Consider the following 24,098-nt stretch of genomic DNA (forward strand, 5'->3'; position numbering starts at 1 on the left):
TTCAACCGTCGATGAACACGGTAACCCGTCAACGGTAACGCACGACCATATGGTGCATATCGATCTGCACGCGGAAGCGAGCATTACGATTGATAAGGTGACCGCCGATAACACCCTGAACCATAGCGAACTGAATATGGCTCAGCAACTCATCACCGGCACCGTCGATGGTGATGCGAAGCTTCACGACGTTGTCAGGCTTGAGATCAATGGCCACACGTTTAAGGGTGAAGTCATTACGCTGAATAACGGTCAACTGGGCTACCAAATCCCGGTCGACTCGTCGGCGTTCAGCAACAACCAGGGCCACCAGGATAAAAACGTCAACATCAAGGCGACGGTTGTCTCGCATGATGCGGTAGGCAATGAAGTGACGGCGATCAGCAACCACAGCGTGCATATCGACAACTTTGCGGTAAACCAGGTGCATATTGGTACCATTGCCGGTGATGACGTTATTAATATCAAGGAGTTTTCCGCAAACGGCGGTATCACGCAGATCGCCGGTACCGTCACCGGCGTGGATGCGGCGGCCGGGGATGTGGTGGAGTTGCAGCTGGATGGCGTCCCGGTGATGCAAGGCGTTGTTGTCACGCTGGCGGGCGGCAAGCTGGGCTATAGCTTCCCGATGAATACCCATATGCTGATGAGTCATCCGGAAATTACCATTTCGGTCACCTCCAGCGATGCGGCAGGGAACAGCGTCACGCATTCTGCGACGAAAACCATTAGCGCTGATATGTACACCCAATCGCATATCACCATTGATGGCGTGACGGATGATAACTTCATCAACATCAAAGAATCGACGGACCATAACGGTAAGACCACCATCAGCGGCACGGTAAGCGGCGATGCGAAAGAGTACGATACCGTTGAGCTGGTGATTAATGGTCAGCACTACTCAGGCACGGTGGAGAAGCTGGCGAACGGTGGCCTCGGCTATCATATCCCGGTGGACACCCAGAACCTGGTCAACGATCCGGTGATTCATGCGAGCATTCACACCACGGATAGTCATGGTAACGAAACCACGGCAACCGCGGATCGTACCGTGGGTCTGGATCTGGACGCCAGCGCCTCTATCGGCATCGATACCGTCGCAAGTGATGACATTATCAGTAAAGCCGAGTCCGACCTGCATAAGACGATCATCACGGGGCCGGTTGGCGGCGATGCGCAGAAAGACGATGTTGTCACCTTAACCTTCAATGGCAAAACCTATAGCGGCAAGGTCTTTGAACTGCCTGACCATTCGCTGGGTTACAGCATTGAAGTCAGCACCGATAATCTGAAAGATGGCAGCGACCAGAAGGTCCAGGTCTCCATTTCAACCGTCGATGAACACGGTAACCCGTCAACGGTAACGCACGACCATATGGTGCATATCGATCTGCACGCGGAAGCGACGATTACGATTGATCCGGTGACGAATGATAACGTACTCAACCATTTCGAGTTGGACAAGACCTGGCAGTTGGTTAGCGGCGTCGTGGGTAAAGACGCCCAGGTTGACGATGATGTGCGCGTTGAGATTAACGGTAACACCTATACCGGCAAAGTTATCGTTCTGGGCAACGGTCAATTGGGGTATCAAATCCCGGTTCTGTCCTCTGACTTTAGCGACAACCAGAGCAACCAGGACAAAGATGTCACCTTCAAGGCTACCGTAACGTCGCACGATGCCGTGGGGAACGAAGTTGTCAAGTCCACGACGCATACAGTAAAAATTGATAACCACGCCCAGGCAGGGATTACCATTGATACCGTGGCGGGCGACAATATGATTAACGGCGCCGAGTCCACAAAACACACCACCGAAGTGATGGGTACCGTTTCTGGTGATGTGCACATGGGCGATAAAGTGATTGTTACCATCAATGGTCACCACTACGACACAACTGTCCAGAAACTCCCGGAGCACAATAATGCGCTGGGCTATAAGCTGGATGTGCTGACGGGCGATCTGGTGAAAGATCCGCATATCGTTGCGCAGGTGGTTGGGGTCGATAATGTTGGCAACCAGCAGAAAGCCGAAGCCACGCAGGATATGGCGGTAGATTTGCACGCGAAAGCGCTGCTGACTATCGATCCTGTTACCGGCGACAATATGGTCAACGGCGATGAATCCCGCCAGCCGTTCACCTATGTGACCGGCAGAGTCGGCGGCGATGTGCACGCCAATGATACCGTTTACCTTACCGTGAATGGTCATACCCTGACCGGGAAAGTCAGCGATCAGGGCGGTCATCTCGGGTATAGCATCAAAGTCAGTACCGCCGATCTGCTGTCCGATCCGCATTTAACGGCCACCGTTAGCACCACCGATGTTGCGGGCAACCCGGCGACGGCCAATGCTGAGACCACGGTGGTGATCGATACCCGCATCGACGCGACGATTACAATCGACGACGTTACGCCAGACAACACGCTGAATTATGACGAGCAGCATCAGACCACTACGGTTGTGAGCGGCACCGTGACCGGCGAAGTTCAAAAAGGCGACCCGCTGGTCATGACCATCAACGGCGTCACTTATAAAGGTTCGGTGGACGATATCAATGGCCATCTGGGCTACCGTATTATCGTCAATACCGCCGATCTGGTCGCCAACCCGCATATTGAAGTCACCATGGACGTTACCGATGCGGCGAAGAACCATGCGCACGTGGTGGCGCACCATGACGTTAATCTGGACGACCGGGCTTTTGCTGCGATCACCATCGATCGCGTGACGGGTGATGACGTTCTGAACGGTACTGAACTGCAGGCACCGAAAACGATCATCAGCGGCACGGTGGGCGGCGACGCGCACAAGGGAAATATCGTTCACTTGGTAATTGACGGCAATACGGTTGATGCGACGGTGGTCGAACTGCCGAAGCTGGGGACGCTGGGCTATAGCATCGAGGTTGATACCCAGTGGTTGAAAAACGATCCAAATATTACGGCGACGATTACCACCCATGATGCCGCAGGGAATACCGCGACGGCGGATGCGACAAGCACGGTGACCATCGACGATCACGCTGAGGCTATCGTCAATATCGACCCGCTGGTAACGGATCATCATGATGATGTTATCAGCTACAAAGATGCGCATAACCCGCTGACCACCGTGACCGGTAGCGTGGGTGGCGATGTGCGTGTGGGGGATCAGGTTGAACTGACCATCAACCATCAGACCTACTATGCCCTGGTGCAGGATGGCAGCAACGGTCAGCACGTGTTTAGCACTCAGGTTTCAACGCTCGATCTGCTGATGGATCCGAATATCCATGCCGAGGTGACGGCAAAGGATGCAGCTGGCAACGTTGCGCGCGGGTATGATGATAGGCCGGTGGAGATTGATACCGTTGCTGATGCCGGGATAACTATTGATGTTGCCTCCAGCGGCCTTCCCCCAGGTAACCCTATTGCGAATAACCTACTTCCTGGCAGCAGACCGGACTTTATCTCCATAATCGGACATGTTACTCCCGATGCGGTTGTCGGCGATAAGGTGACCATGACAGTGGGGAACGGATTTGTCCTCACTACCCACGTGATTACACTTCCTGATGGTAAACTCGGCTATCAGGCGGATATTGGCTCCGATAAGTTCGAAAACAACGGCGATATTCTGGTTTCTATTACCGCCCATGATAATTATGGCAACACGGCGACAGCAACAGAGCATAAATTTATCGATCTACCGTGGTTGCACAATACGCCAGTGATCGGTAATACGCCTTACGGGTTCACGACGCCGCCAGTGGTCACTCCCCCGACAACCGGCACAGGAACCTCGCTACCACAGAAACCGCATGTCCACCTCACCGTCGATCCGGTGACGGGCGATGATGTAATCAACCAAGTTGAAGAGGGTAAATCCACTACGCCGATTCGTGGTCTGATAACTGGGGATGTAAGCGTCAATGATACGGTTATTGTCACCATTAACGGCAATCAATACCCTGGCAAAATGATCGCGATTCCTGGCCTGCCGGGTGAATTAGGCTATCAGGTTGATGTTCCTACCGACGTACTTAAGGCGCACCCGACATTTGAGGTATCAATTACCGTCAGTAACTCCGCGGGTAGCGACACCTCGAGCGTGCTGAAAACCATTCAGGTCGATATCGATAACCCAGTCCACATCACCATGGACAATGTCGCCGGTGATGACGTTATCAATGGTTCGGAAGCGAAAAGCGGCACAACAACGATCAGCGGTACGGTCAGCGGCGAAGGCATCCATGACGGTAGCGTAGTCTCGCTGCAGGTGAATGGTAATACTTTAACCGCTGTGGTACATGCAGGCACCACGGGATGGGTCTGGTCGCAGGATGTCAGCATCAACGATCTGCGTAATAACCCGGACATTACCGCGTCGGTAAGCGCGACCGATGCGGCCGGGAACACCGGTACTGATTCGACGTCGAAGCACGTTGAAGTCGATCTCAAAGCCGATGCGGGCGTTACGGTAGATGACATCACCACCGATAATGTACTGAACTCGCAAGAAGTTGGACAAGCAAAGACCACGGTGAGTGGTTCCGTTTCCGGCGATGTTAAACCCGGTGAAAACGTGACCTTGACGGTCAATGGTCATGATTACAATGCCGTTATTAATGCAAGTAATCACTACACAGTTGATGTAAATACGTCAGACCTGGTAGCTGACCATACCATCGACGCTAAAGTGACCGGCCACGACAAGGCTGGCAACGTTCAGGACACCAGTATCATCAAAGCGTTTTCTGTCGATACCACGGCATCGGCAGCGGTAACGGTTAATACCGTGGGCGGTGACGACGTTATCAATGCCGCTGAGATTCAGGCTGGCAAGGTTGAAGTCAGCGGTACCGTGGATGGTGACGTACACAAAAACGACAAGGTCTATATCACCGTTAATGGCAACCAGGTTGAGGCCACTGTCATTGAGCTGCCGCATATGAACGGGCAGTTGGGGTATAAAGCATTCGTGAGTACCACGGATCTTCAGACTGATCCGACTATTCATGTCAGCGTGACGGGTCATGATACGGCAGGGAATATCCAGACTGCGACGTATGACAAAACCGTGATAATTGACGATCGCGTGGATGCGACAATTGTCCTGGACCCAGTGTCCAATGATGACGTGTTGAATAACGTTGAAGCCGGGCAACCGACCACCATCATCACCGGTTCTGTGACCGGCGACGTTGAGGTCGGCGATCAGGTTACCGTCACCGTCAATGGCAAAGATCTGCCGGCGATAGTCTCCGACAGCGGCGGTAAGAAGGTGTTCCGCGTTGAAGTCAGTACGGTTGATTTGGTTCATGACCAGCATATTACTGCCCATGTCGTCGCCCATGACGATGCCGGTAACCGCCAGCAGATTGATACCGATAAGACGATCCTCATCGACCGCGTGGCTTCAGGTACCGTCGACATTGACAGCGTCACGGCGGATAACGTCCTCAACCACCAGGAGCTGTCGGGGCAGAAGGTGACCATCACCGGCCATGTCGGCGGTGACGCGCAGCTTTATGATCCGGTTACCTTGACCATCGGCGGGCATAAGTATCAAGGGAGCGTCATCACCCTGAGCGGCGGCGGTCTGGGCTATCAGATTGACGTGGATTCGGCGGTTCTACGTAGTGATGCGCACAAAGTTATTGACGTTGAGCTTACCGGCCATGACGCGCCGGGGAACCCGTTCACCGCAAAATCGACACATACCTATTCCGTTGATGAGCAGGCCAACGGTGCAATTACCATTAATGACCACATCGCAGGCGACAACGTCGTTAACCTGAATGAATCGAAGTCAGACACGGTGATTAAATTTACGGTTTCCGGCGACACTCACCCGACCGATGTCGTTGATGTTAGCGTCAATGGCAACAACATGAAGGCTTCGTTGGTACCTGGCTCCTCGACGGTTTATCAGGTTGCGGTTCCGGGAACGTATCTGAATGAGGGCGATAATAAGATTGAGGTGAAAACGACGTTACACGATGACGCAGGGAATACGTTAGACGTGCACGATCAGAAAAACGTGGTGCTGGATACTCATGCCGATGGTGCGATTACTATCAATGACGGCATCGCAGCAGATAACGTCGTTAACCTGAAAGAATCGCAGTCAGACACAGTGATTCGCTTTACGGTCTCTGGGGATACCCATTCTACCGATGTTGTTGAAGTGAATATCAACGGTCACCTTATGAAGGCTACGCTGGCACCTGGATCATCAACGGTTTATCAGGTTGCTGTCCAGAGCGCATATCTGAAGGAAGGTATCAATGATATTGATGTGAAAACGACGTTACACGACGACGCGGGTAATACAATCGATGTGAGCGATCACAAAACCATCGTCCTTGATACACACGCTGACGCCAGTATCGTGGTAGATAAGATCGCCGGTGATAACCACATCTCGCGTGCCGAATCACACGATGCCGTCACGCATATTACCGGCAGCGTGAGCGGTGATGTGAATGATGGCGATCATATTAAAGCGCTGGTAAATGGTCATCAGTACGATGCCATTCTTCATCAGGGCATTAATGGGTTGACCTATGACATTGAGGCCGATACCTCCGCATTCCGTGCCGGTCATAACCGCGTGAACGTATTGGTCGAGGCGCATGATAACCACGGTAATATTACGCCTTATAGCCAAACGTTGAACGTGACGATGGACGATCCTGCACCAGTGAAAGGGCATACGGTGGATAAAGGGAATCATGCTGCGATGCAGCATGCGCTGCATAACCTGTTCGACGACAACGCATTATCTCTGTCTTATGCACCAGCAGCGACCGGACACGGTCAGGCGACAGCGGTACTCAGCGCCGATGATAAGGCGAAGGGGGTGCTTGAAAAAGTCGATCTCAGCGATCTGGCGCGTGAACTGCATGAAGGTGTGGATATTGCGAAGTACATTCAAAGCGGCGGCGATCATCACCTGATCGCCAGTCCGGCAAAAGTGGCGCATGGAATAGATACCGCGCTGTCAACTCCGGCAAGTGGCGATCTGCATTCTCCGACCTACTCGTTGGATCACCTGATTGCTAAACCCGATCAAAACCACACTCACTAACGATTGCCTACTGCCCTGTGTAAACAGGGCAGCAGCATCATGCAAAATGAAAAGGCACTGATATGAACTCTGATTCATCTGCTGCAAACGTGCAGACAGAAGGCGTGGCAAAAAGTCCTGAAAATGACAACCAGCAGGCTTTAGCGATGCTGCAAAAAAGCGACCTGGAGATGGTTCGCGTGCTCGACGATTTGATTTACCTGTTGATCCGTAAAGGCGTGATTGCTATTACCGATCTTCCAGCGATGGCGCAGGTTAAATTAATGAATCGCGCGAACGCGCGCCAGGAACTTGGCGGGTTAGAACAACTGCTTGGCAACGATGATCGTATATTTTAGCTGATGCAGGCAGTTTGTAGGCCGGATAAGCGTAGCGCCATCCGGCTATACAAAGGCGTATCAAGACGCCAGTTTTATCACAATGGTGCGGGCTCACCTAATAATTGCCCCATTGCACCATCAATCCCTAATTCTTGCAGTACCATAAGCTCACCTTCCGTTTCAACTCGCTCGGCAATGAGCGGCAAATCAATACTGCGCGTGGCACTGCACAATACTTCAATAAACAAACGCTTATCATTTTCCTCATCAATTTTGCGGATATAACTGCTGTCGATTTTCAGATAGGCAAGACCCCATTGCGACAGATGACCGATCATATCGAAACGGCTACCGAAGTGTTGCAGTCCCAGCGCGCAGCGATGCTGACCTACGGCTTTAACAAATGCCGCCATCTGATGGGGGCCTGGTAACTGATTTTCATCCAGTTCCAGAATCAGCTTGCTGGCTAATTTCGGTGAGTACCGTAACGGATTGAGCAGGTCTGCAATGGCGGTCGCGCTGGCGACAGAACTGCCAGAAATACTCAACGCTAGTTTTCCGGGCGCGGTTTTCAACTGGTTCAATGTGAGCTTCAACATGACTTTATCGAGTCGATGACTCCAGCCAAAGCGGTGGATCCACGGCAAGAACCGCCCCGCGGTAATGGCGTTACCCTGCTCATCAATAATGCGCGACAGCACCTTGTAATGCAGGATTTTGTCCGGCTGGCGGCAATCGACCACCGGCTGATAAACCAACTGAAACTGTTGATTTGTCAGCGCATGCTCCAGGCGAACAAACCACAAATGCTGATCTTCTGTAGCTGCAGGTATTTCGGTGGTAGGAACGACCTGATGGTTGGTGTGTGTTTCCGCTTCAACCAGCAGGCGATCGGCCTGGATCAGCAATGACTGGGCATTTTCTCCGGCGCTGAATGGCACCATGCTGGTATAGGCAACCGGCTGTTGGTCTGACATTCCAGTAGCGTAAAAGGCCGTGAGTTTCTGAGACAATGAATTACACAGCTCCAGCATTTCTCCGTGCGTCACGCCAGGGCAGAGTAGGGCGAATTCACCGCCGCGAATGCGGGCGAGCGTGCTGTCGAGAGGGGCATACTTTTCTCTGTGCGCGTTCAGCAGGTTGGCGATGTTGAGCAACAGCTTATCAGTATGCGGCCCGCCAAAGCGCTGATTCAGGCCACCTAAATCCTGAACGCGAACCAGCATCAGATATCCTGGTGCCGTATCGGCATCACTCAGTCGCGTCTGGAGCTGCATATCGAATGCCCGGCGGTTGGCTACCCCGGTCTGGCTGTCGAGATAAGCTTCATTGTGCAGGCGTTCGCTGTAGATAGCTTGTTCTTCAAATAACGATTTAAGCTTAGCTGCCATTAAATTCATGGCGCCTACAACGCGGCGTAATTCCGGCGTTTTGGGTAACTCGTGGAGCGTCAGAAACTCGCGACGGGTAATAGCTTCGGATTGTTTTGCCATGTAATTGAGTGGGCGCAGCAGTTTGCGCAGCAGCAGAATACCGGCGATTAAGCAGGCAAGGCTACAGGACAGCATCCACAATAGATTGCCTAAGGTATTGTCCCACAGACGCTGCACGGCAAAGATAGGATCGCTGGTCACTTCCACGCGAGCTGCCTGCTGCCAGCCGCGCATAATCGTTGCTTCACCGGTTTGCGGGGTGACATCCACCAGATCGACGAACCAACCGGGAACGTCGGGAATTGTCGCTACCGCGCTACGCTCAAGAATTATTTTGCCGTTTGCCAGATCGACGATGCGGATTTTTTTGTAGTAACCGCTATCGAAAATGGAGCTGACCATCAGCTCGATCATTGCCGGGTCGTTGACGTTGGGCGTCAGCGAAACGCCTAGCGCCGTTGCGGCATCCTGGGCATGTGAAAGGAGTTGGTTATTGGACTGATTGCGAGAACTCTCCAGCGTCACAATAAAATTGCCGCTGAACACAACCATCATAAAGAGAGAGATTGCCAGAAGTAACTGTTTAAAAAGAGACACGGGCGATTCCTATTTATCCATCGGGAAGCCTTCTTCCCGCATTTTGGTGAAAACTTGCTGCCAGCGAGAAAGCCTCTTGCTGTCCCCAACGCGTTTATTGTTTTGATTGCCGGGAAGCCAAAGGCCAGTGTTGTTAAAGGAGTAGACGGGTAATAAGTCCATGCGCTGCGTAGCAGGCGAAATGGTGCTGGTCAGGCTGTCGAGCACCAGAGGAATCGCCCCAGGGGTGGCGTACCAGGTGAGCACCATATGCGCGCGATTTAAACGCAGGGCTTTAACGTAGGTGATGCGAAGTTTGTCTTCTGACACGCCCAACTGGCGGAGGGTGAAATATTTGGCGATTGCGTAGTCTTCACAATCCGCCTCACCTTTGCGCAGCGACTCGATAGGGGTCGCCCAGTAATCGACGTTATGCCAGACATCAATATCTTCGGTATAGCGGATCTTCTCGTTAAAGAATTGGTTTACAGCGCGTAATTGCGTTTGCTCGTCAGCATTACGCAACTGGAGCAGAAGCTGTTGCCAGGCGCGGATCCGTTGCTGTGCTTCTGGTGTTGCCGGGCCATATAGCGCATCGGACTTTTGTTGAATATTGGCAAAATCCCAGGCCGCGCGTAGCGAATGGACTGACAGCAATAGCAGCAGCGCCCCGGGGATTTTCCACAGGCGTAGCAGGCGGTGGCGTAAGCAGCGGCGGATAATGTTCAATGGCTATGCTGGCAACTGCCCGGTGACGGGTTTTTCAGCTTTTCGCAGGACCAGGGGGACAACCACTTTTTACGTAATTGCACGTTGGCCGGCGAGGCAAAAAAATCTGTCAGCGTACTGTCAACAAACGTCACAAACTGCGGATCGTTTTTCCTCATCATAATGGCATAGTGCATCTCATTGCCGATGCTCTCAGAAGAGACGCTGAACAGTTCAGGTTGCTCGCTATGATTAATCAGCGGCCAGGCCAGAATGTCATCGACAAAGAAAGCGGCGGATTCATTATGCGCCATTTTCTCAAATGCGCCGTTTATGGTGGTGGTGGTAATCGTTGAAATATTAAGGTGTTGCTCTCTGTTGGCTTTATTAAATTCCAGCAAATCTTTAGAGCTACCGGTCAGACTTACCGTGCGTCCTTTTAGATCGGCAATTGAATTTATATTATTTTTACGCAAAGAGATGATGCGCATTTTCGCGGTGTAGTAGTTGAGCGAAAATGAAACGCTGGAGGTCCGCTCCGGCGCATTGGTATTTACACCACAGTCCATATCTATTTTCCGTGTGTTTAATGCGGAGAAGCGTTCTGCAAAATTCACGGGAATATAATGAATGGTTAAGCTGTTGAGCTTCAAATACTGGCGCAACTTATCGGCAATCATGTTACATACCGCGATGGTATAACCCGTGACTTTGCCATTGTGGTCAGTAAAAGAAAACGGTGGCAGCTGGCGATAACCCACGTTGAGCACGCTGCTGTTCTGAATATGATCGAGCGTCGCGGCGTTCTGCTGCGCCATCAGCGCGGGGGTGATACCGATGCCTGCCAGTAAAAACAGCCATTGCACTATGCGGTTCACCCTTGTCATCTCACGATTAATTATATTTTTCATAATCAAAACTGATCTTCTTTTTAGCAGACGTTAATGCTTTCAGGTTATCTGACATGGGAATGTTTAAATTAATGGCTTTCGGCGGGATCGGTGACTGAAACCATTTATTGTACAGCGCAGTAAATTCGTTGCTGGCCATCAGCGAGGAGAGAGTGTCATCAACAAATTCTTTAAATTCTTTATCGTGTAACGGGAGTAACAAGCCGGCCGGTAGCGGGGCGCTGAGCGCAATGTCGGAAAGTTTATAGTCTCCAGGATTAGGCGTTTGCGCGATCATCCCTTTGAGTAAAACCGTACTGGAGATCAGTGCAGAATACTCACCATTCTTCAGTTCATTGAAGGCGGTAATGTTGTTGGTATCGAGTTGAATATTAATATCCAGGTCATTGGCGGCATTCACTTTTTGCAGTTGCTCAACGTAAATCGTGCCGCTTTTTACCAGTACGCTATGTCCGGAAAGCTCTGCCAGATTGTCGTTGCTTTCATTTTTACGCATGACGAAGCGGGTGCTTGAAAAATAAAACGGCAGCGAGAACTCGCTAATGCTGTGGCGACTTTTCGAATAGAAGGCCGGGATACACATGATGTCTGCCATGTGATTTTTAATCAGGACAAACTGCGATGCCGAGTTAGCTTTTACCCACTCGACCTTCAGGTTTTTAAGCTGAAGTTTTGTCTTGAGCGCGCTGACGATACTGTTGCAAATATCAATGGAATAGCCGGCAGGTACGTTGCCATTCTGCCAGGAGAAAGGAAACGCATCATCCTGATAACCAAGGGTAATGCTTTTCTTGCTGGCGATTTGCTCCAGCGTGTGCAACGGCAGGGCTGAGCCTGCTAAGCATGGCGTTGCTGAAACAATTAACAGGGCAAAAATCGTCAGCATGCGCTTTACCGGGCGAAAGAAGTCAGACATTGCACAGTCCTTCTTCAATGACCTCTTTGGCAAATGCGGAAAGCACTTCACGCTCGCGCAGCGGATAGCTAAAGAAATAGCCCTGAACATTCTGGCACTCAATGTCGCGCAGAATGTCACGCTGCTGCGCGGTTTCTACCCCTTCAGCGGTGACCGACATATTGTACTTATGGGCAAACTGAATCAGCATCACAATCAAATACTGACTGGCATTATCTTGCTGGAGCTTATCGACCAGCGTGCGCGCTATCTTGATGCGAGTGAAAGGATAGATCAGCAGATAATCCAGCGCCGCGTAGCCGGTGCCTAAATCATCCATCGCGATTTCAATGCCCAGTGAGCGGATCTCTTGCAGCACGGGCAAGGCAATCGACTTATCCAGCTTTTCGGATTCGGTAATTTCTATTTCAAGGCGCTCGGCTGAAAGTTGACTGATGCGTAACGCATCTTTGATAACGTCAACCAGTCCTGGGCTGTGCAGTTGGTAGGCCGATATATTGACGGCTACCCTGATACGCTCCGGCCATTTGGCAGCGGCTTCACAGGACTGACGAATAATCCATTCGCCCAAACGGACAATCAGACCGGAGTTCTCGGCGATGTTGATAAAATAATCAGGGTAAATCAGACCCTTGGTGGGATGATTCCAGCGTATCAGCGATTCGTAGCCATATACGCTTTCATCTTCCAGATTGATGATTGGCTGGTAATGAAGCTCGAATTCCTTGTTATCAATACCATCGATGATTTCCTGATTAATAAACAGGCTGTGGGTATGCTTCATCACCATGCCGTCTTCGAAGAAATGGAAGCAACCCCGGCCATGATGTTTTGAGGCGTACATGGCAAGGTCGGCATTGATCATCAACGTCGAGGTATTATTGCCCTGATACGGCGCGGTAGTGATACCAATACTGCAGCTGATGGAAAAAGTATGCGTGCTCCAGGTAAACGGGGTGCTCAGCGCACGAATAATCCGCTTCGCCAGCCGATTCGCTTCTTTGATGGCGTTATCGCTGACATGTTGCAGAATGGCGAATTCATCACCGCCCAGACGCGCTGCGATATCGTTAGGTCCCAGCAAGAGCTGCAGGCGCTGGGCAACGCTGATTAACAGCTCATCGCCCGCTTTATGACCAAAGGTGTCGTTTACTGGTTTGAAGTTGTCGAGGTCAATCAACAGCAGGTTAAATGGTTTTTCGTCCTGATGGATTTCACTGACGCGTTTATCTAACGCCTGGCCAAACGAAACGCGGTTGGGCAATCCGGTCAGTGAATCATGATGGGCCATATGCTCCATCTTTTGCGACATTTCATGCATTCGTTGCAGATAGCCGCGTTCTTTCATGGCGACGCGCAATTTCTCAATCGCCCCGGCCAGATGTCCAATCTCATCGTCCTGATCAAGATAGGGCGTTATACAGTCCGTCTCTTCATGGGCGATGCGGGTAAGGGAGTTAATCAGCAGCGGAACCGGACGGAATAAACGGCGCATAAACATCGTGACCAGTGCCAGCGTTACCAGCAAAATCAGGACAAAAATGATACTGCTTTTTTTCAGCATCGCATCGTAGGTGGCGTAGAGATCGCTTTTTTTTCCAATGCTGCTAATCAGGCTACCGAGGATCTCACCTGAAGGCGTCAAAATAGGAACGGCGCTGATAAAGCACTCTTCGCCATTAATTTGGGCGAAGCCAACATAGTAGTTACCCAGCACATCGCGCGGCAGACGACCGGGGAAAGAGATGATCCCATCACCCTCTTCTGACTTGTTGTTGATGCCAACAAACCCTTTCTCCGGCGTATACAGAAACAACCAGGTGGGGCTATGGGTCTGTACTGATGCCAGTGCCAGGACGTCAACCGGGTTATAACCGGTTTGCATAATAGAGTCGGTGTCACCAATCTGTCTGTCGGAGACAATGCGGGATATCTGCCCTGCGTCGCTGGTTTCGACCGAAACGGTGGTATACACGTTGCGGATGATGTAGGTCATAATCTGTGCATTCGCTTCAGCCCGCTGTACCCACTGCTGATAAGAAAAGTTATCTATCAGGCTCCAGTTGGTAAACGCGCCAGCACTAAACGCAATAACGATACCCGCCAGCAAGAATTGCGTTATTTTGCCAGTGATTGAATGTTGCCACCCTTTTATTGCTTTAAGGGAAAACAGAGACTTTGCCACGGATTATGTTAATTCCTGAAAAGATTATTCGATACTAAAATTAATTTCTGCTATTACTTGATGGAATATTATTGTTGCAAATAAGTAGATGAAAGATGTGAAACGTAATGACGTAACAAATAACTAACATTGAACCATGGTGAGTAATGACAAAAATAACGGTATGCGAATATAGATAACGCTGCTCTTTTCGTCAATAGGCAAAAGTGTACATAAAAATACATTTTCTGAATGCCCCTTTCAGGATATTAATGTTGACATTCATAGTGCTTGAGAAGATTTTTTATACGTACTGGTTGGAGGTGTTGGGAAACTGACAAAGGCTTTTTTGTTTTTTACTAAACATCAATGAATTAGCAGTTTTTTGGACAGGCATTTTAGTGATTTCATCCCCACCGGATGTCCATTTTTGTCTATAAATGGGTATTTATTTCCTGATTTGATATGAATAACATGCTCTCTTCATTATAGAACCTTATTTTATTTTCTCAGTGCGCGGTCAATGTTGACAATTTTGCTATGGTTCATCGGCTGACCCAAAAGGATTTGTTTGTGACATTCGAGTCTGGATTAAAGTCCTATTGGTATAGTGCATAGCGGATAAATTGATTTGGACGCAATAATAAATTCAAACACGATAAAAAATATTCGGGAATGGTGCCTGCCACTTGTCTTACCTGGCCTTTTTTACCCGCTGGCACAATATCTTAACGGTTATAGCATTCTCAATAATACTATTTTAACAGTTTACGATCTCAAGCTAGCCGTATTTTCTGCCGCATTGGTCTTGTTCGGTTTTCGGGTGTTGCCGGGGTTTCTTCTGTTCCTGACGGTCATGTTTGTGGTCGGTCCGCAAAATGAACGGGTAGATGCGTTGTGCCTGATCATCGCGTCGACCTTAAGTTATGCCGCGTACCGCAAATTCACCGGCAGACGCAGCTGCGTTAGCTTTGGTCGCATCAAAATTAGCTTTAATCGTCTGCTCTGGCTTTGTGGCTACAACGTCCTGCTGTATCTGGTGTTCAGCAAACTCTTTGCAATGTTTGTCGCCCACGGACAACGCCCCGATGTGGATAACATTCCGGCGTTGAGTCTGGGCATGCTGGTACGTATTCAGGGGATCATCAACGGTTGCCTGACGGGGATCCCTTTATTTTACAAGATTTACCGCATCATTCGTCGACCGTCTTTCCTGCTGACCTTTCTGCGGGCCATTGCCGAACAGTGTAAAGGCAATATCGGTGTCTACGGCGTTATATCCTGGTGCATCTTGCTGTTTTTTCTGATGTTCTTCTTAACATCACCGGATAATTTGGATGTTTTTTTCTCTATCTATAGCCTGATCCTGTTATTTCCGTTGATGTTGTGGGGAGCAATCAAGATTGGCCACTTGTTCACAATGCTGGTGTGGACGATCGTATTAATCATCTTAGGCAAACATAACGACAGCTATATCGCCAGCGATGTTAACTTCATGCTGCATCAGGCGCTGGTTTCGACGTTGATCTTTGTCTTTTCACTCACCATTGTGATCATGGGGGTACTGGCAAAATTTACCCGTCAGCGTTTTAACCAGGCGCTGCTGCTGGGGCTGACTGACCCGATGACAGGCATGGCAAATTTACGGGCGCTGAAGACGGAGCTATTTACCACTGAACGCGCGACTGTATGTCTGATACAGATCCCCGAGCTGGAGCTTTTTTCGCGTCGTTATGGTTTTCATTTCCGCGCCCGCTACCAGAAGATCCTTGCTGAGCATTTGCGCAGACATCTGGTGAAAAGCGAGAAAGTCTATTACCACGCGGGTTATGATCTGCTCATTCGGCTGGAAAATGGCACCTGGGAGCGGCTATGCGATCTGTATCAGGCCGCCAACAGTTTTCGTCTCTTTTACAACAACCATCGGTTGGGTTTTCGCAGTGGTTTGGGCTATTGCCTGATTAACGATCTAAGTGATGACATTTATCAGCTGGTGGGGAAACTGGGCATGGTGGCGGGTTTATCACTCACCAACGGCAGGCCGGAAAACCTTGAGGCGCAGCATAGCCGGATCCTTGGCAACCACATTGTTGATAAAACGGAAATTCGCACTGCGCTGCAAAATGCGCTGGATAACAATGCGTTTGTCCTGATGGCACAGCCAATAGTTAGTACCCACGGTGAAGCGCCGTATCATGAAATATTGATCCGTATGCTTAACGAACGGGGAGAATTTATTCCACCGAACAGTTTCCTGCCGGTTGCTCATGATGCGGGGCTGGCACCGGATATCGATCTCTGGGTTATCGAAAATACCCTCAAATTTATGCGTAGCCACCCGCAGCGTTGTTTTTCTATTAACCTGGCACCGGTGACGGTGTGTCGTTCAAATATTGTCATGAAGATCACCCAACTCCTGCACGACTACGCGGTGGAGCCACAGCGGATTATTTTTGAAATAACGGAAGCAGATACGTTATCAGACAAAGAACAAACCGTGGAAACGCTACGTTTAATACGTCAGCTGGGATGTCGGGTGGCAATTGATGACTTTGGCACCGGGTTTGCGAGTTATGCGCGCTTGATGAACATCGAAGCAGATATCCTGAAAATAGATGGCTCGTTTATTCGACGGATCACCGAAAGTGAAATTAGTTACTACATCGTTGAGTCATTCTGCCGCGTTGCTGAAATGAAAAAAATGCAGGTGGTCGCTGAATTTGTCGAGAACGCCACTATTCAGGCCTGTCTGGAAAAAATGAATGTGGGCTGGTTACAGGGATATCACATTGGCAAACCTACGCCGCTGTTCACGCTCGAATCACAGGGCGCTAGCTCCTGATGACCAAAAAAAGAGTAATTTCTTCTCAGGTAGAGAATAAAAATCATGAGTGACATTATTAAAGTAAAAAATCGAACGGCGAATACCACCAGTGAGGGACCGCGCGCTCGACTATTGTCCTGGCTGCACAACATCCATCCCGGTGTGGCGATGAAGCTCGGTATGATTTTGGTTGTTTGTATTGCAACGTTGCTGATTGGCGCCTCTTTTATATTATCATCTTATCTTTCCAGAGAATTGCAGGTCAATGCGCTGGAGATGATTAAAACCAACACGCGGATATTCCACAACAGTATTTCTAACGAGTTTCAGCGTGTGACTCGCGATGCAGAACATTACAGCAATGTTTATATTAATAATTATCAAAACGTTGCCAATAAACCGCTGCGTTATATGGACTCTACTGAATTAAAAGCGGTGCTGAGCAACCCGAACACCAACGCGCACTTCACCGAATTAACTAGCGTATTTGCCAGTACGTTTATTCTGCAAGGCGAGCAATTTGTGCGTGTCAGCAGTACGTTACTGGCGAGTTCAGGCAATACGGCAACAGCAACAGCGCTAGGGCATGATAATCCTGCGTTGCCGCTGCTTTTGAAAAATAAACCCTTTTCCGGTGTGGTCACACTGTTTGGTAAACAGTTTATTAGTCACTACGAACCGATTGCCGACAAATATGGTCAGGTCGTGGGGGCCGTCGCGGTGGGTTTCGACGTCAAACAGAGTTTGCAACCGATCATTCAGCGTTTGTTGAATGTGCATATTGGTAAAGATGGCTACGCCTATGTGCTGGATGCCGGATTTGAACCTGGTCGTATGTTGGTCCACCCCTCGTTGAGCAACCAGCAGGCAATTAATATTACCGATGCCAATGGTTTTAAGCTGTTTGCCGACATGCTCGAACACAAGAATGGCATCACTTACTACAACTGGGTGAGCGGTTATGGCGCATTGCCGAAGACCAAAGTTGCCGTTTATGAATACGTTGAAGGGATAAACTGGATAATCGCCACCACCAACTATGTTGATGATGTCGCCAAGAGCAGCAATCTGGTGCGTAACGGTCTGCTGCTGTTTACCGCGCTGCTGCTGCCCATCATTTTACTGCTGATTGCTGTGGCCAGCCGTTTCCTGATTTCCCGGCGCTTAAACCGTGTCCTGGGGATTGCACAAACCATTGCCGAAGGCGACTTAACGGTGGATGTTCAGGTCGATCACCACGATGAGATCGGCGAATTGCTGAGTGCAGTGGAGATGATGCGTCAGCGTCTGCACTCGTTGGTAGGCGGTATGGTTTCTCATGCAAATTCGGTACATCAGGCATCTTTGCATATTACCGAAGCGGTCGATGGGCAGGCATCAACCAGCGTGGAAACCTCATCTTCAGTAGCTGAAATTACCTCCACCATGGAAGAGCTGTCTGCCTCATCGACACAGATAGCTGAACACTCACGGGCGGTTGTGGATATTGCCAACCAGACGCTCGAGGATTGCAATAAAGGCTCCGAGTCGATGTCGCAATTGCTGATGCGTATGACGGATATTGATACCGACAATCAGCAAAACATGCGTGAAATCATGATGCTCGGTAGTAAGTCGACGGAAATCAGTCGCGTGATGGTGATCATTAACAGCGTCGCGGATCAGACGAAACTTATCGCCTTTAACGCAGCGCTCGAAGCTGCCAGCGCCGGGGAAGCCGGTAAGCGTTTCTCGGTTGTGGCGGCTGAAATCCGCCGTCTGGCGGATTCGGTGACGGAATCGACGGTTGAAATTGAAAATAAGATCAGCGAGATCCAAAACGCGATTAATCGTCTGGTGCTGAACGCGGAAAAAGGCGGCGAGAGCATTAAAGCGGGCGCAATAGCCTGTAAAGTCAGTGCTGAACATCTTAACGATATCGTTGTTACGGCCGAGCAAACCTCGACGGCTGCGCTGCAAATATCGCTTTCAACACAGCAACAGAAAACGGCGAGTAATCAGGTGGTCATGGCGCTGCGTGAGATAGTTGTTGCCAGTAACTATACCTCGCAATCTATCAAAGACATTCTGGTTGTCAGTCAGGATATGACACAACTGTCGAAAGCGCTGAAAGAGGCTTCGTCCTCATTCACACTGACGGAAACAGATGCATGAATAGCAGCAACATTCGGGTGCTGATCCTCGACCTGGGCAGCGCATCGCGTAATGAGCTGGTCAGGCAACTGGAGGATCACCCGCACATTAAGGTGGTGGGGCAAGCAGCCCATCGCAGGCAGGCGATCCGACTATTGCAACAGCTGATGCCTGACCTGCTGATTCTGACGCTGGATATTTCGGGCGCTGATAACGTCGAAATCGTGGAAACGATCATGGCAACCAGCGCAATCCCGATCCTTGTCATGAGATTTTGTCCAGAGAATCAATGGGATGATGACTACATTTCCCGTGGTGCTCTGGCGGTGTTGCACCATAGCAGTGATTCACCACTCTCAACGGATGCTTTGCATCGTAAAGTAGAATTATTGGTCGGTGTGAAAGTCATTCGACATATCAAGGGATTACGCTACCCAGGCGAACCGGTAATCCCCACTGCACGACCGATGATAGACGTTGTAAAAACGCCACAGGACTGGCCTTTTGTGCTGGCGATTGCCTGCTCGACGGGCGGGCCGCAGGCGCTCAGTAAACTGTTACAGAAGCTGCCCGGTACGTTCCCGTGCCCGGTACTTATTGCCCAACATATTGCCGATGGCTTCGCGAAAAATATGGTGCATTGGCTGGATAGCGTGACCGATCTGAAGGTGCGACTGGCGCAGGAGGACGATCGGGTGGAAGCGGGGTATGTGTATATATTGCCGCCGGAGCAGCACCTGATCGTCAAAAGCAACCAGCGTTTAGCGGCGATCCCAAGACAGGAAAGCGATGTTTACCATCCCAGTTGCAACCTGTTGCTGGAGTCAGTGGCTGAGGTGTTTCGCGAAAAAGCCGTCGGACTGATTATGACCGGCATGGGCAGCGATGGCTGCCGCGGCATTGAGCTTATTGTCCGCCGTGGCGGAACAACGCTGGCGCAGGACGAAGAAAGTTCGGTGGTATTCGGTATGAATAAGAACGCGATCGACAAGCAACTGATACACCGCACGATCCCCCTGGATGGTCTTGCTGCAGTACTGCTTTCGATGGCTTGCCACGGGCATGTTGAGAGTAAATTGCCATGATCCCTAATCTTCCTGACTATGCTCGCCTGATCAAAGAACGGGTCGGTTTGCACTTCGATAACGCCATGGAAGCATTGCTGAAAACGGCGCTGGGTCGGCGAATGGCCGAGCGAAAAATCAATGATTACTATGAATACTATGAACAACTGCGTAGCTCGCAGAATGAGTTTGATAGTTTCATCACGCTGATTACGATTAACGAAACCTATTTTTTCCGTGAAAGCGATACGCTGGATTTAATCTGCGATAAATGGATCCCGCGTCTGTTGCAACAGCGCAGCGGCCCGGTGCGTATTCTGAGTGCCGGATGCTCTTCCGGAGAGGAAGCCTACTCGTTGGCGATCAAGCTGCATGAGAAATACCTCGGCGGGATGGCCCAGCGCATCGAAATTTACGGCTGTGATATTGACCCGGCAATCCTGGCAAAAGCCCGCAACGCCTGCTATTCAAGCTACTCGTTTCGTGGCGTCGACCCGAGTATTCAGCAACGCTACTTCACCCGCTCGGGAAACCTCTACCGGCTGCATGATGAGATCCGTGAGAAGGTCACCTTCCATCGCACCAACATTATAAAAGAACAGTTACTTCCGGAAGTGGACATCATTTTGCTGCGCAATGTGTCCATCTATTTTGATACGCCAACGCGTCGCGAGCTGCACGGTAATTTGCTGAAGATGTTGCAACCGCAGGGAGCCTTATTTTTTGGCAATGCGGAAACGCTGGCTAACAATTTCGACATTCTGAAGCTGGAGCAGGAAGAGGGGATTTTCTATTTTTGCCACCATTGTGAAGCGGCAAGGGTTGTGCCTGTCCCCAGAGTTGCGGTGCGCATTCCGCAGTCGAGAGCGGTGGTTGAACAGGTTCCTCTGGTGCCCACGGCGCAGCAGAGTAATGACTGGCTGAAGAAAGCACGCGCCAGCCTGGATGAAAAATGTTTTTCTGAAGCTGAAAAGTGTATCGCCTGTGTGTTACGTGACGATCCCCGTAATCAGGATGCGCTTTTGATCCAGGGCGTTATTGCCCTCGAGCAGCGTGAATTTTCTCAAACAGCCGGAAACGCACAGCAGATCCTCGCCCAGGATGAGTGGTCGGCAGAGGCCAAAATGCTGCTCGGCCTGGCGATGATGTGGCAACACCAGACCCAGCAGGCCATCGCCTGGTTCAAACAGGTGGTTTATCAGGAACCCGGCTACTGGCCTGCGCACTATTATCTGGCTGAAATGTACCGGCAAAGCGAGTTATACCAGCCTGCTCAACGGACTTATCGTGTGGTGATGCAGTTACTAAACGACGAGATAAACAATCCGTCATCGGTTTGTCGTCTGCGTTTGCCAATGGTATTTCCTGGCAATACGTTTCGTTTCCTGTGTGAACATAAACTGGCGCAATTCGCCCATCAAAGTGGCTAATAAGAGCGATTATGGCTATCGATCTGAAAAAATTCGTTCTGCGCTTTATTGATGAAGGGAGAGGTCATTTGCAGACGATCAGCGAAGGGGCGTTTCTCCTCTCCGCTGATGAACATACCGACGCCTGGATAGGTGAGATGTTTCGCGCTGCGCATACCCTGAAAGGGGGCGCGCGGATGCTGAAGCTGCAAAGTATTGCCGATGTCACGCATCATCTTGAAGATGTATTGAGTGAACTACGTGATAACAAACTGACGCCGGACAGGGCGCTGGGCAATCTGATTCATGAGTCTGTGGAGTACCTTTCTGGTCAGCTTACCCAGCTTTTTGTCAGCGAAGGGGATAATCAATTGCCACCGGCGGATGCCGGGCTGTGCGAACGCCTTGCCCGCGCCAGTCGGGGAGAGGATATCACGCTGACTGTCGAAACTGCCGGGGCAACAGAAAAACCGGTAGTCCCTGCGCCCGCGACGCCAGCCAGCATAGATTCCGGTATTAAGCAGGCTGATTTCGTTCGGGTAAAACTGAACAAGCTCGATGGCCTGATCGACATTCTGGGGGAGGTGCTCGCCGGACATGATCGCCTGGAACAGCAGATACAAAACCTGAGTCAACTGGTACCACGGTTACCGGGATTAAGCGCTGAACAGCTTCGCCAGCAGATCCATGACTTTAGCGCCCAGCTAAAAGAAAGCGTTCAGCTCCAGCATTTGCAGATGTTTGAACTATACGATGTGGCGGCGCGGATCCGTATGCTGCCACTTTCAACGTTGTTTGAACCCATTTCGCTGCAGGTCAGCGAACTGGCTTCCACACTGAACAAGCAGGTGGTGTGCCGCTTTGTTGGCGGAGAAGTGGAAATCGACCGCCAGCTTATTGATCGGCTTTCGGAGTCGCTGACGCATCTACTGCGTAATGCCGTCGATCACGGGATTGGTGAGATCGATGAACGTCTGGCGCTCGGTAAATCCACCCGCGGCACGATTACCATCACTACTCAGCAGGACGGCAGCGGGATTCTACTGCGTATCGAAGATGATGGCCGTGGTCTGAACTATGAGGCCATCAGCGCGAAGGCGGTCAGTAAAGGTCTTGTTCCTGCTTCAATGGCCGGGCAGCTCTCCGAGCAGGAATGTAATGAGCTGATTTTTCATCCCGGCTTTTCGACCAGCAAGATAGTCTCCGAGCTTTCTGGTCGCGGCGTTGGTCTTGATGTGGTGCGCAAAACGGTGGTGACCGACCTGCAAGGCGATTTGCAGGTTTATAGCCGTCCGGGAGTCGGAACCAGCTTTAACCTGCGGTTGCCTGTTTCGTTAACCATGATGCGGATTTTGCAATTTGAAGAGCAGGGGCACCTGTTTGGATTGGCTGCGCAGTATGTGGTTGAGGTGGTGGAATGCACGCCACAGGGGATCAGCGATATCGCCGGACGTCCTGCAATTATCTTGCATAACGAGTTTATCCCGGTGGTTTGCGTAGGTAGCTTGCTGGGCATTCATGAACGCCAGAGCAGCTTTTCAACGCCCGGACAGCGATTAATCGTGGTGCAGAACCAGTACAGCAAAATGGCGCTGCAAGTGGATAAGCTGCTCGATGAACGCAAGATGATGATTAAACCGTTACCGAAGCATATGCAACAGCAGTCGCTGGTCTCCGGGATGGTACAAACACCGGATAACCAACTGGTCAGCATCCTGCACGTTCCTGCGCTGATGGCGATGGCGCAACAATCACGGCAAACCAGTACACCAGCGCCCGCCACGAGCGTAACGCAGGATGCATGGCATGTGCTGGTGGTCGATGACTCACTGAATACCCGTGAGATAGAAAAGAACGTGCTGGAAGCGCACGGATATCAGGTGACTCTGGCAGAAGACGGGCTGTCGGGGCTGCAAAAAGCGAAACTGACCCAGTTTGATGCCGTACTGACGGATGTCGAAATGCCGTTTATGGATGGTTTCACCTTCACCAAATCGTTGCGTGGGGAGAAAAACTACCAGCATACGCCAATCATCATCGTGACGTCCCGCGCGAAGGAAGAGGACCGGCGACGGGGGATTCAGGTGGGTGCGGATGCCTACATCGCCAAGGGCGATTTCGAGCAGGACAGTTTGATAAAAACATTAAAAATGCTTTTGTGCTGATGGCGCAAAATCGAGAGAGAAAATGCGAATTTTATTAGTTGATGATGATCTTTTTGCGGCTGAACTGGCATCCATATTTTTGCAAATGGACGGCTACGATGTGGTGATTGTGGAAAGCGCGATTTCCGCCCTGGCGTGCCTGGACTCGGATAACAACATCGACCTGGTGATTAGCGATCTGCATATGCCAGAGATCAGTGGTTTGGATTTGCTGGCGCTGTTACGCGCTCAGGATTGGGCTAAGCCTTTTATTTTACTGAGTGCCAATGAAGTAACGGGCAGCGACACTCTGTACGACCGTTGGGTGAAAAAAGATGAAAACCTCGCGGAAAATCTGGGGGCTGCTGTCAATGCGCTACTGCAACCATCTGCGATTAACTGAATAAGCCTACGTGTT

Annotated in this window: 13 protein-coding genes; 8 read left to right on the forward strand and 5 right to left on the reverse strand. The window is 50.6% G+C overall.

Translation table 11 applies throughout. The annotated features are described in order from the left end of the window. Nucleotides 1-7,078: Ig-like domain-containing protein (locus OGY17_RS19355; RefSeq protein ID WP_286608086.1), on the forward strand; the 7,078-nt coding region annotated here is incomplete at its 5' end. A gap of 62 nt (nucleotides 7,079-7,140) precedes the next feature. After that, complete coding sequence (locus OGY17_RS19360) at nucleotides 7,141-7,416, forward strand: hypothetical protein (RefSeq protein ID WP_048236656.1); 276 nt, start codon at nucleotides 7,141-7,143, stop codon at nucleotides 7,414-7,416. 77 nt (nucleotides 7,417-7,493) lie between these two features. Here OGY17_RS19360 and lapD read toward each other — a convergent pair whose 3' ends face one another. The 5 genes from lapD to OGY17_RS19385 are packed head-to-tail and all read right to left on the reverse strand — an operon-like array spanning nucleotide 7,494 to nucleotide 14,127. Next, nucleotides 7,494-9,428 carry a cyclic di-GMP receptor LapD gene (gene lapD / locus OGY17_RS19365; protein ID WP_286608089.1) on the reverse strand — a complete coding sequence of 645 codons (1,935 nt, stop codon included), beginning with the start codon at nucleotides 9,426-9,428 and terminating at the stop codon, nucleotides 7,494-7,496. A gap of 9 nt (nucleotides 9,429-9,437) precedes the next feature. Then, on the reverse strand, nucleotides 9,438-10,130 hold the full coding sequence (gene lapG, locus OGY17_RS19370) for a cysteine protease LapG (protein WP_032945487.1): 693 nt from the start codon (nucleotides 10,128-10,130) through the stop codon (nucleotides 9,438-9,440). Between the two features lie 2 nt (nucleotides 10,131-10,132). Next, a complete protein-coding gene (locus OGY17_RS19375) occupies nucleotides 10,133-11,002 on the reverse strand; it encodes a transporter substrate-binding domain-containing protein (RefSeq protein WP_235127583.1) in 870 nt (289 codons plus the stop codon). Between the two features lie 7 nt (nucleotides 11,003-11,009). Then, on the reverse strand, nucleotides 11,010-11,942 hold the full coding sequence (locus tag OGY17_RS19380) for an amino acid ABC transporter substrate-binding protein (protein WP_071446382.1): 933 nt from the start codon (nucleotides 11,940-11,942) through the stop codon (nucleotides 11,010-11,012). Further along, nucleotides 11,935-14,127: a putative bifunctional diguanylate cyclase/phosphodiesterase gene (locus OGY17_RS19385; protein ID WP_003825843.1), complete on the reverse strand. Its 2,193-nt coding sequence runs from the start codon at nucleotides 14,125-14,127 to the stop codon at nucleotides 11,935-11,937. Before OGY17_RS19385 ends, OGY17_RS19380 begins: the two co-directional genes overlap by 8 nt. 610 nt (nucleotides 14,128-14,737) lie before the next feature. Between OGY17_RS19385 and OGY17_RS19390 the strand changes: the two genes are divergently transcribed. From OGY17_RS19390 to OGY17_RS19415, 6 genes are read left to right on the forward strand one after another with little or no spacing between them, the layout of a single operon-like run. Beyond that, nucleotides 14,738-16,948 carry a sensor domain-containing phosphodiesterase gene (locus tag OGY17_RS19390; protein WP_353622325.1) on the forward strand — a complete coding sequence of 737 codons (2,211 nt, stop codon included), beginning with the start codon at nucleotides 14,738-14,740 and terminating at the stop codon, nucleotides 16,946-16,948. A gap of 45 nt (nucleotides 16,949-16,993) precedes the next feature. Next, on the forward strand, nucleotides 16,994-19,084 hold the full coding sequence (locus OGY17_RS19395) for a methyl-accepting chemotaxis protein (RefSeq protein ID WP_149607938.1): 2,091 nt from the start codon (nucleotides 16,994-16,996) through the stop codon (nucleotides 19,082-19,084). Next, a complete protein-coding gene (locus OGY17_RS19400; RefSeq protein ID WP_048215672.1) occupies nucleotides 19,081-20,148 on the forward strand; it encodes a chemotaxis protein CheB in 1,068 nt (355 codons plus the stop codon). The genes OGY17_RS19395 and OGY17_RS19400 overlap by 4 nt, the downstream gene beginning before the upstream one ends. Then, entirely contained in the window at nucleotides 20,145-21,557 is a 1,413-nt protein-coding gene (locus OGY17_RS19405) for a CheR family methyltransferase (protein WP_286608094.1), read from the forward strand. The genes OGY17_RS19400 and OGY17_RS19405 overlap by 4 nt, the downstream gene beginning before the upstream one ends. 11 nt (nucleotides 21,558-21,568) lie before the next feature. Then, the gene (locus OGY17_RS19410; RefSeq protein WP_191215464.1) at nucleotides 21,569-23,701 is read left to right on the forward strand and encodes a hybrid sensor histidine kinase/response regulator; all 2,133 of its coding nucleotides are present in this window, start codon (nucleotides 21,569-21,571) and stop codon (nucleotides 23,699-23,701) included. A 22-nt stretch (nucleotides 23,702-23,723) separates the two neighbouring features. Beyond that, nucleotides 23,724-24,083, forward strand: a complete 360-nt coding sequence (locus OGY17_RS19415; protein WP_191215465.1) for a response regulator — start codon at nucleotides 23,724-23,726, stop codon at nucleotides 24,081-24,083. The last annotated feature ends 15 nt before the right edge of the window (nucleotides 24,084-24,098 follow it).

It is taken from the genome of Citrobacter sp. Cpo126, assembly GCF_030332445.1.
In the GTDB taxonomy this organism is placed as follows: domain Bacteria; phylum Pseudomonadota; class Gammaproteobacteria; order Enterobacterales; family Enterobacteriaceae; genus Citrobacter; species Citrobacter portucalensis.

Coding starts and splice junctions, on each gene's coding strand:
- OGY17_RS19360 (WP_048236656.1), top strand. CDS start 7,141: ATGAACTCTGATTCATCTGCTGCAAACGTGCAGACAGAAGGCGTGGCA.
- OGY17_RS19375 (WP_235127583.1), bottom strand. CDS start 11,002: ATGACAAGGGTGAACCGCATAGTGCAATGGCTGTTTTTACTGGCAGGC.
- OGY17_RS19380 (WP_071446382.1), bottom strand. CDS start 11,942: ATGTCTGACTTCTTTCGCCCGGTAAAGCGCATGCTGACGATTTTTGCC.
- OGY17_RS19395 (WP_149607938.1), top strand. CDS start 16,994: ATGAGTGACATTATTAAAGTAAAAAATCGAACGGCGAATACCACCAGT.
- OGY17_RS19400 (WP_048215672.1), top strand. CDS start 19,081: ATGAATAGCAGCAACATTCGGGTGCTGATCCTCGACCTGGGCAGCGCA.
- OGY17_RS19405 (WP_286608094.1), top strand. CDS start 20,145: ATGATCCCTAATCTTCCTGACTATGCTCGCCTGATCAAAGAACGGGTC.
- OGY17_RS19410 (WP_191215464.1), top strand. CDS start 21,569: ATGGCTATCGATCTGAAAAAATTCGTTCTGCGCTTTATTGATGAAGGG.
- OGY17_RS19415 (WP_191215465.1), top strand. CDS start 23,724: ATGCGAATTTTATTAGTTGATGATGATCTTTTTGCGGCTGAACTGGCA.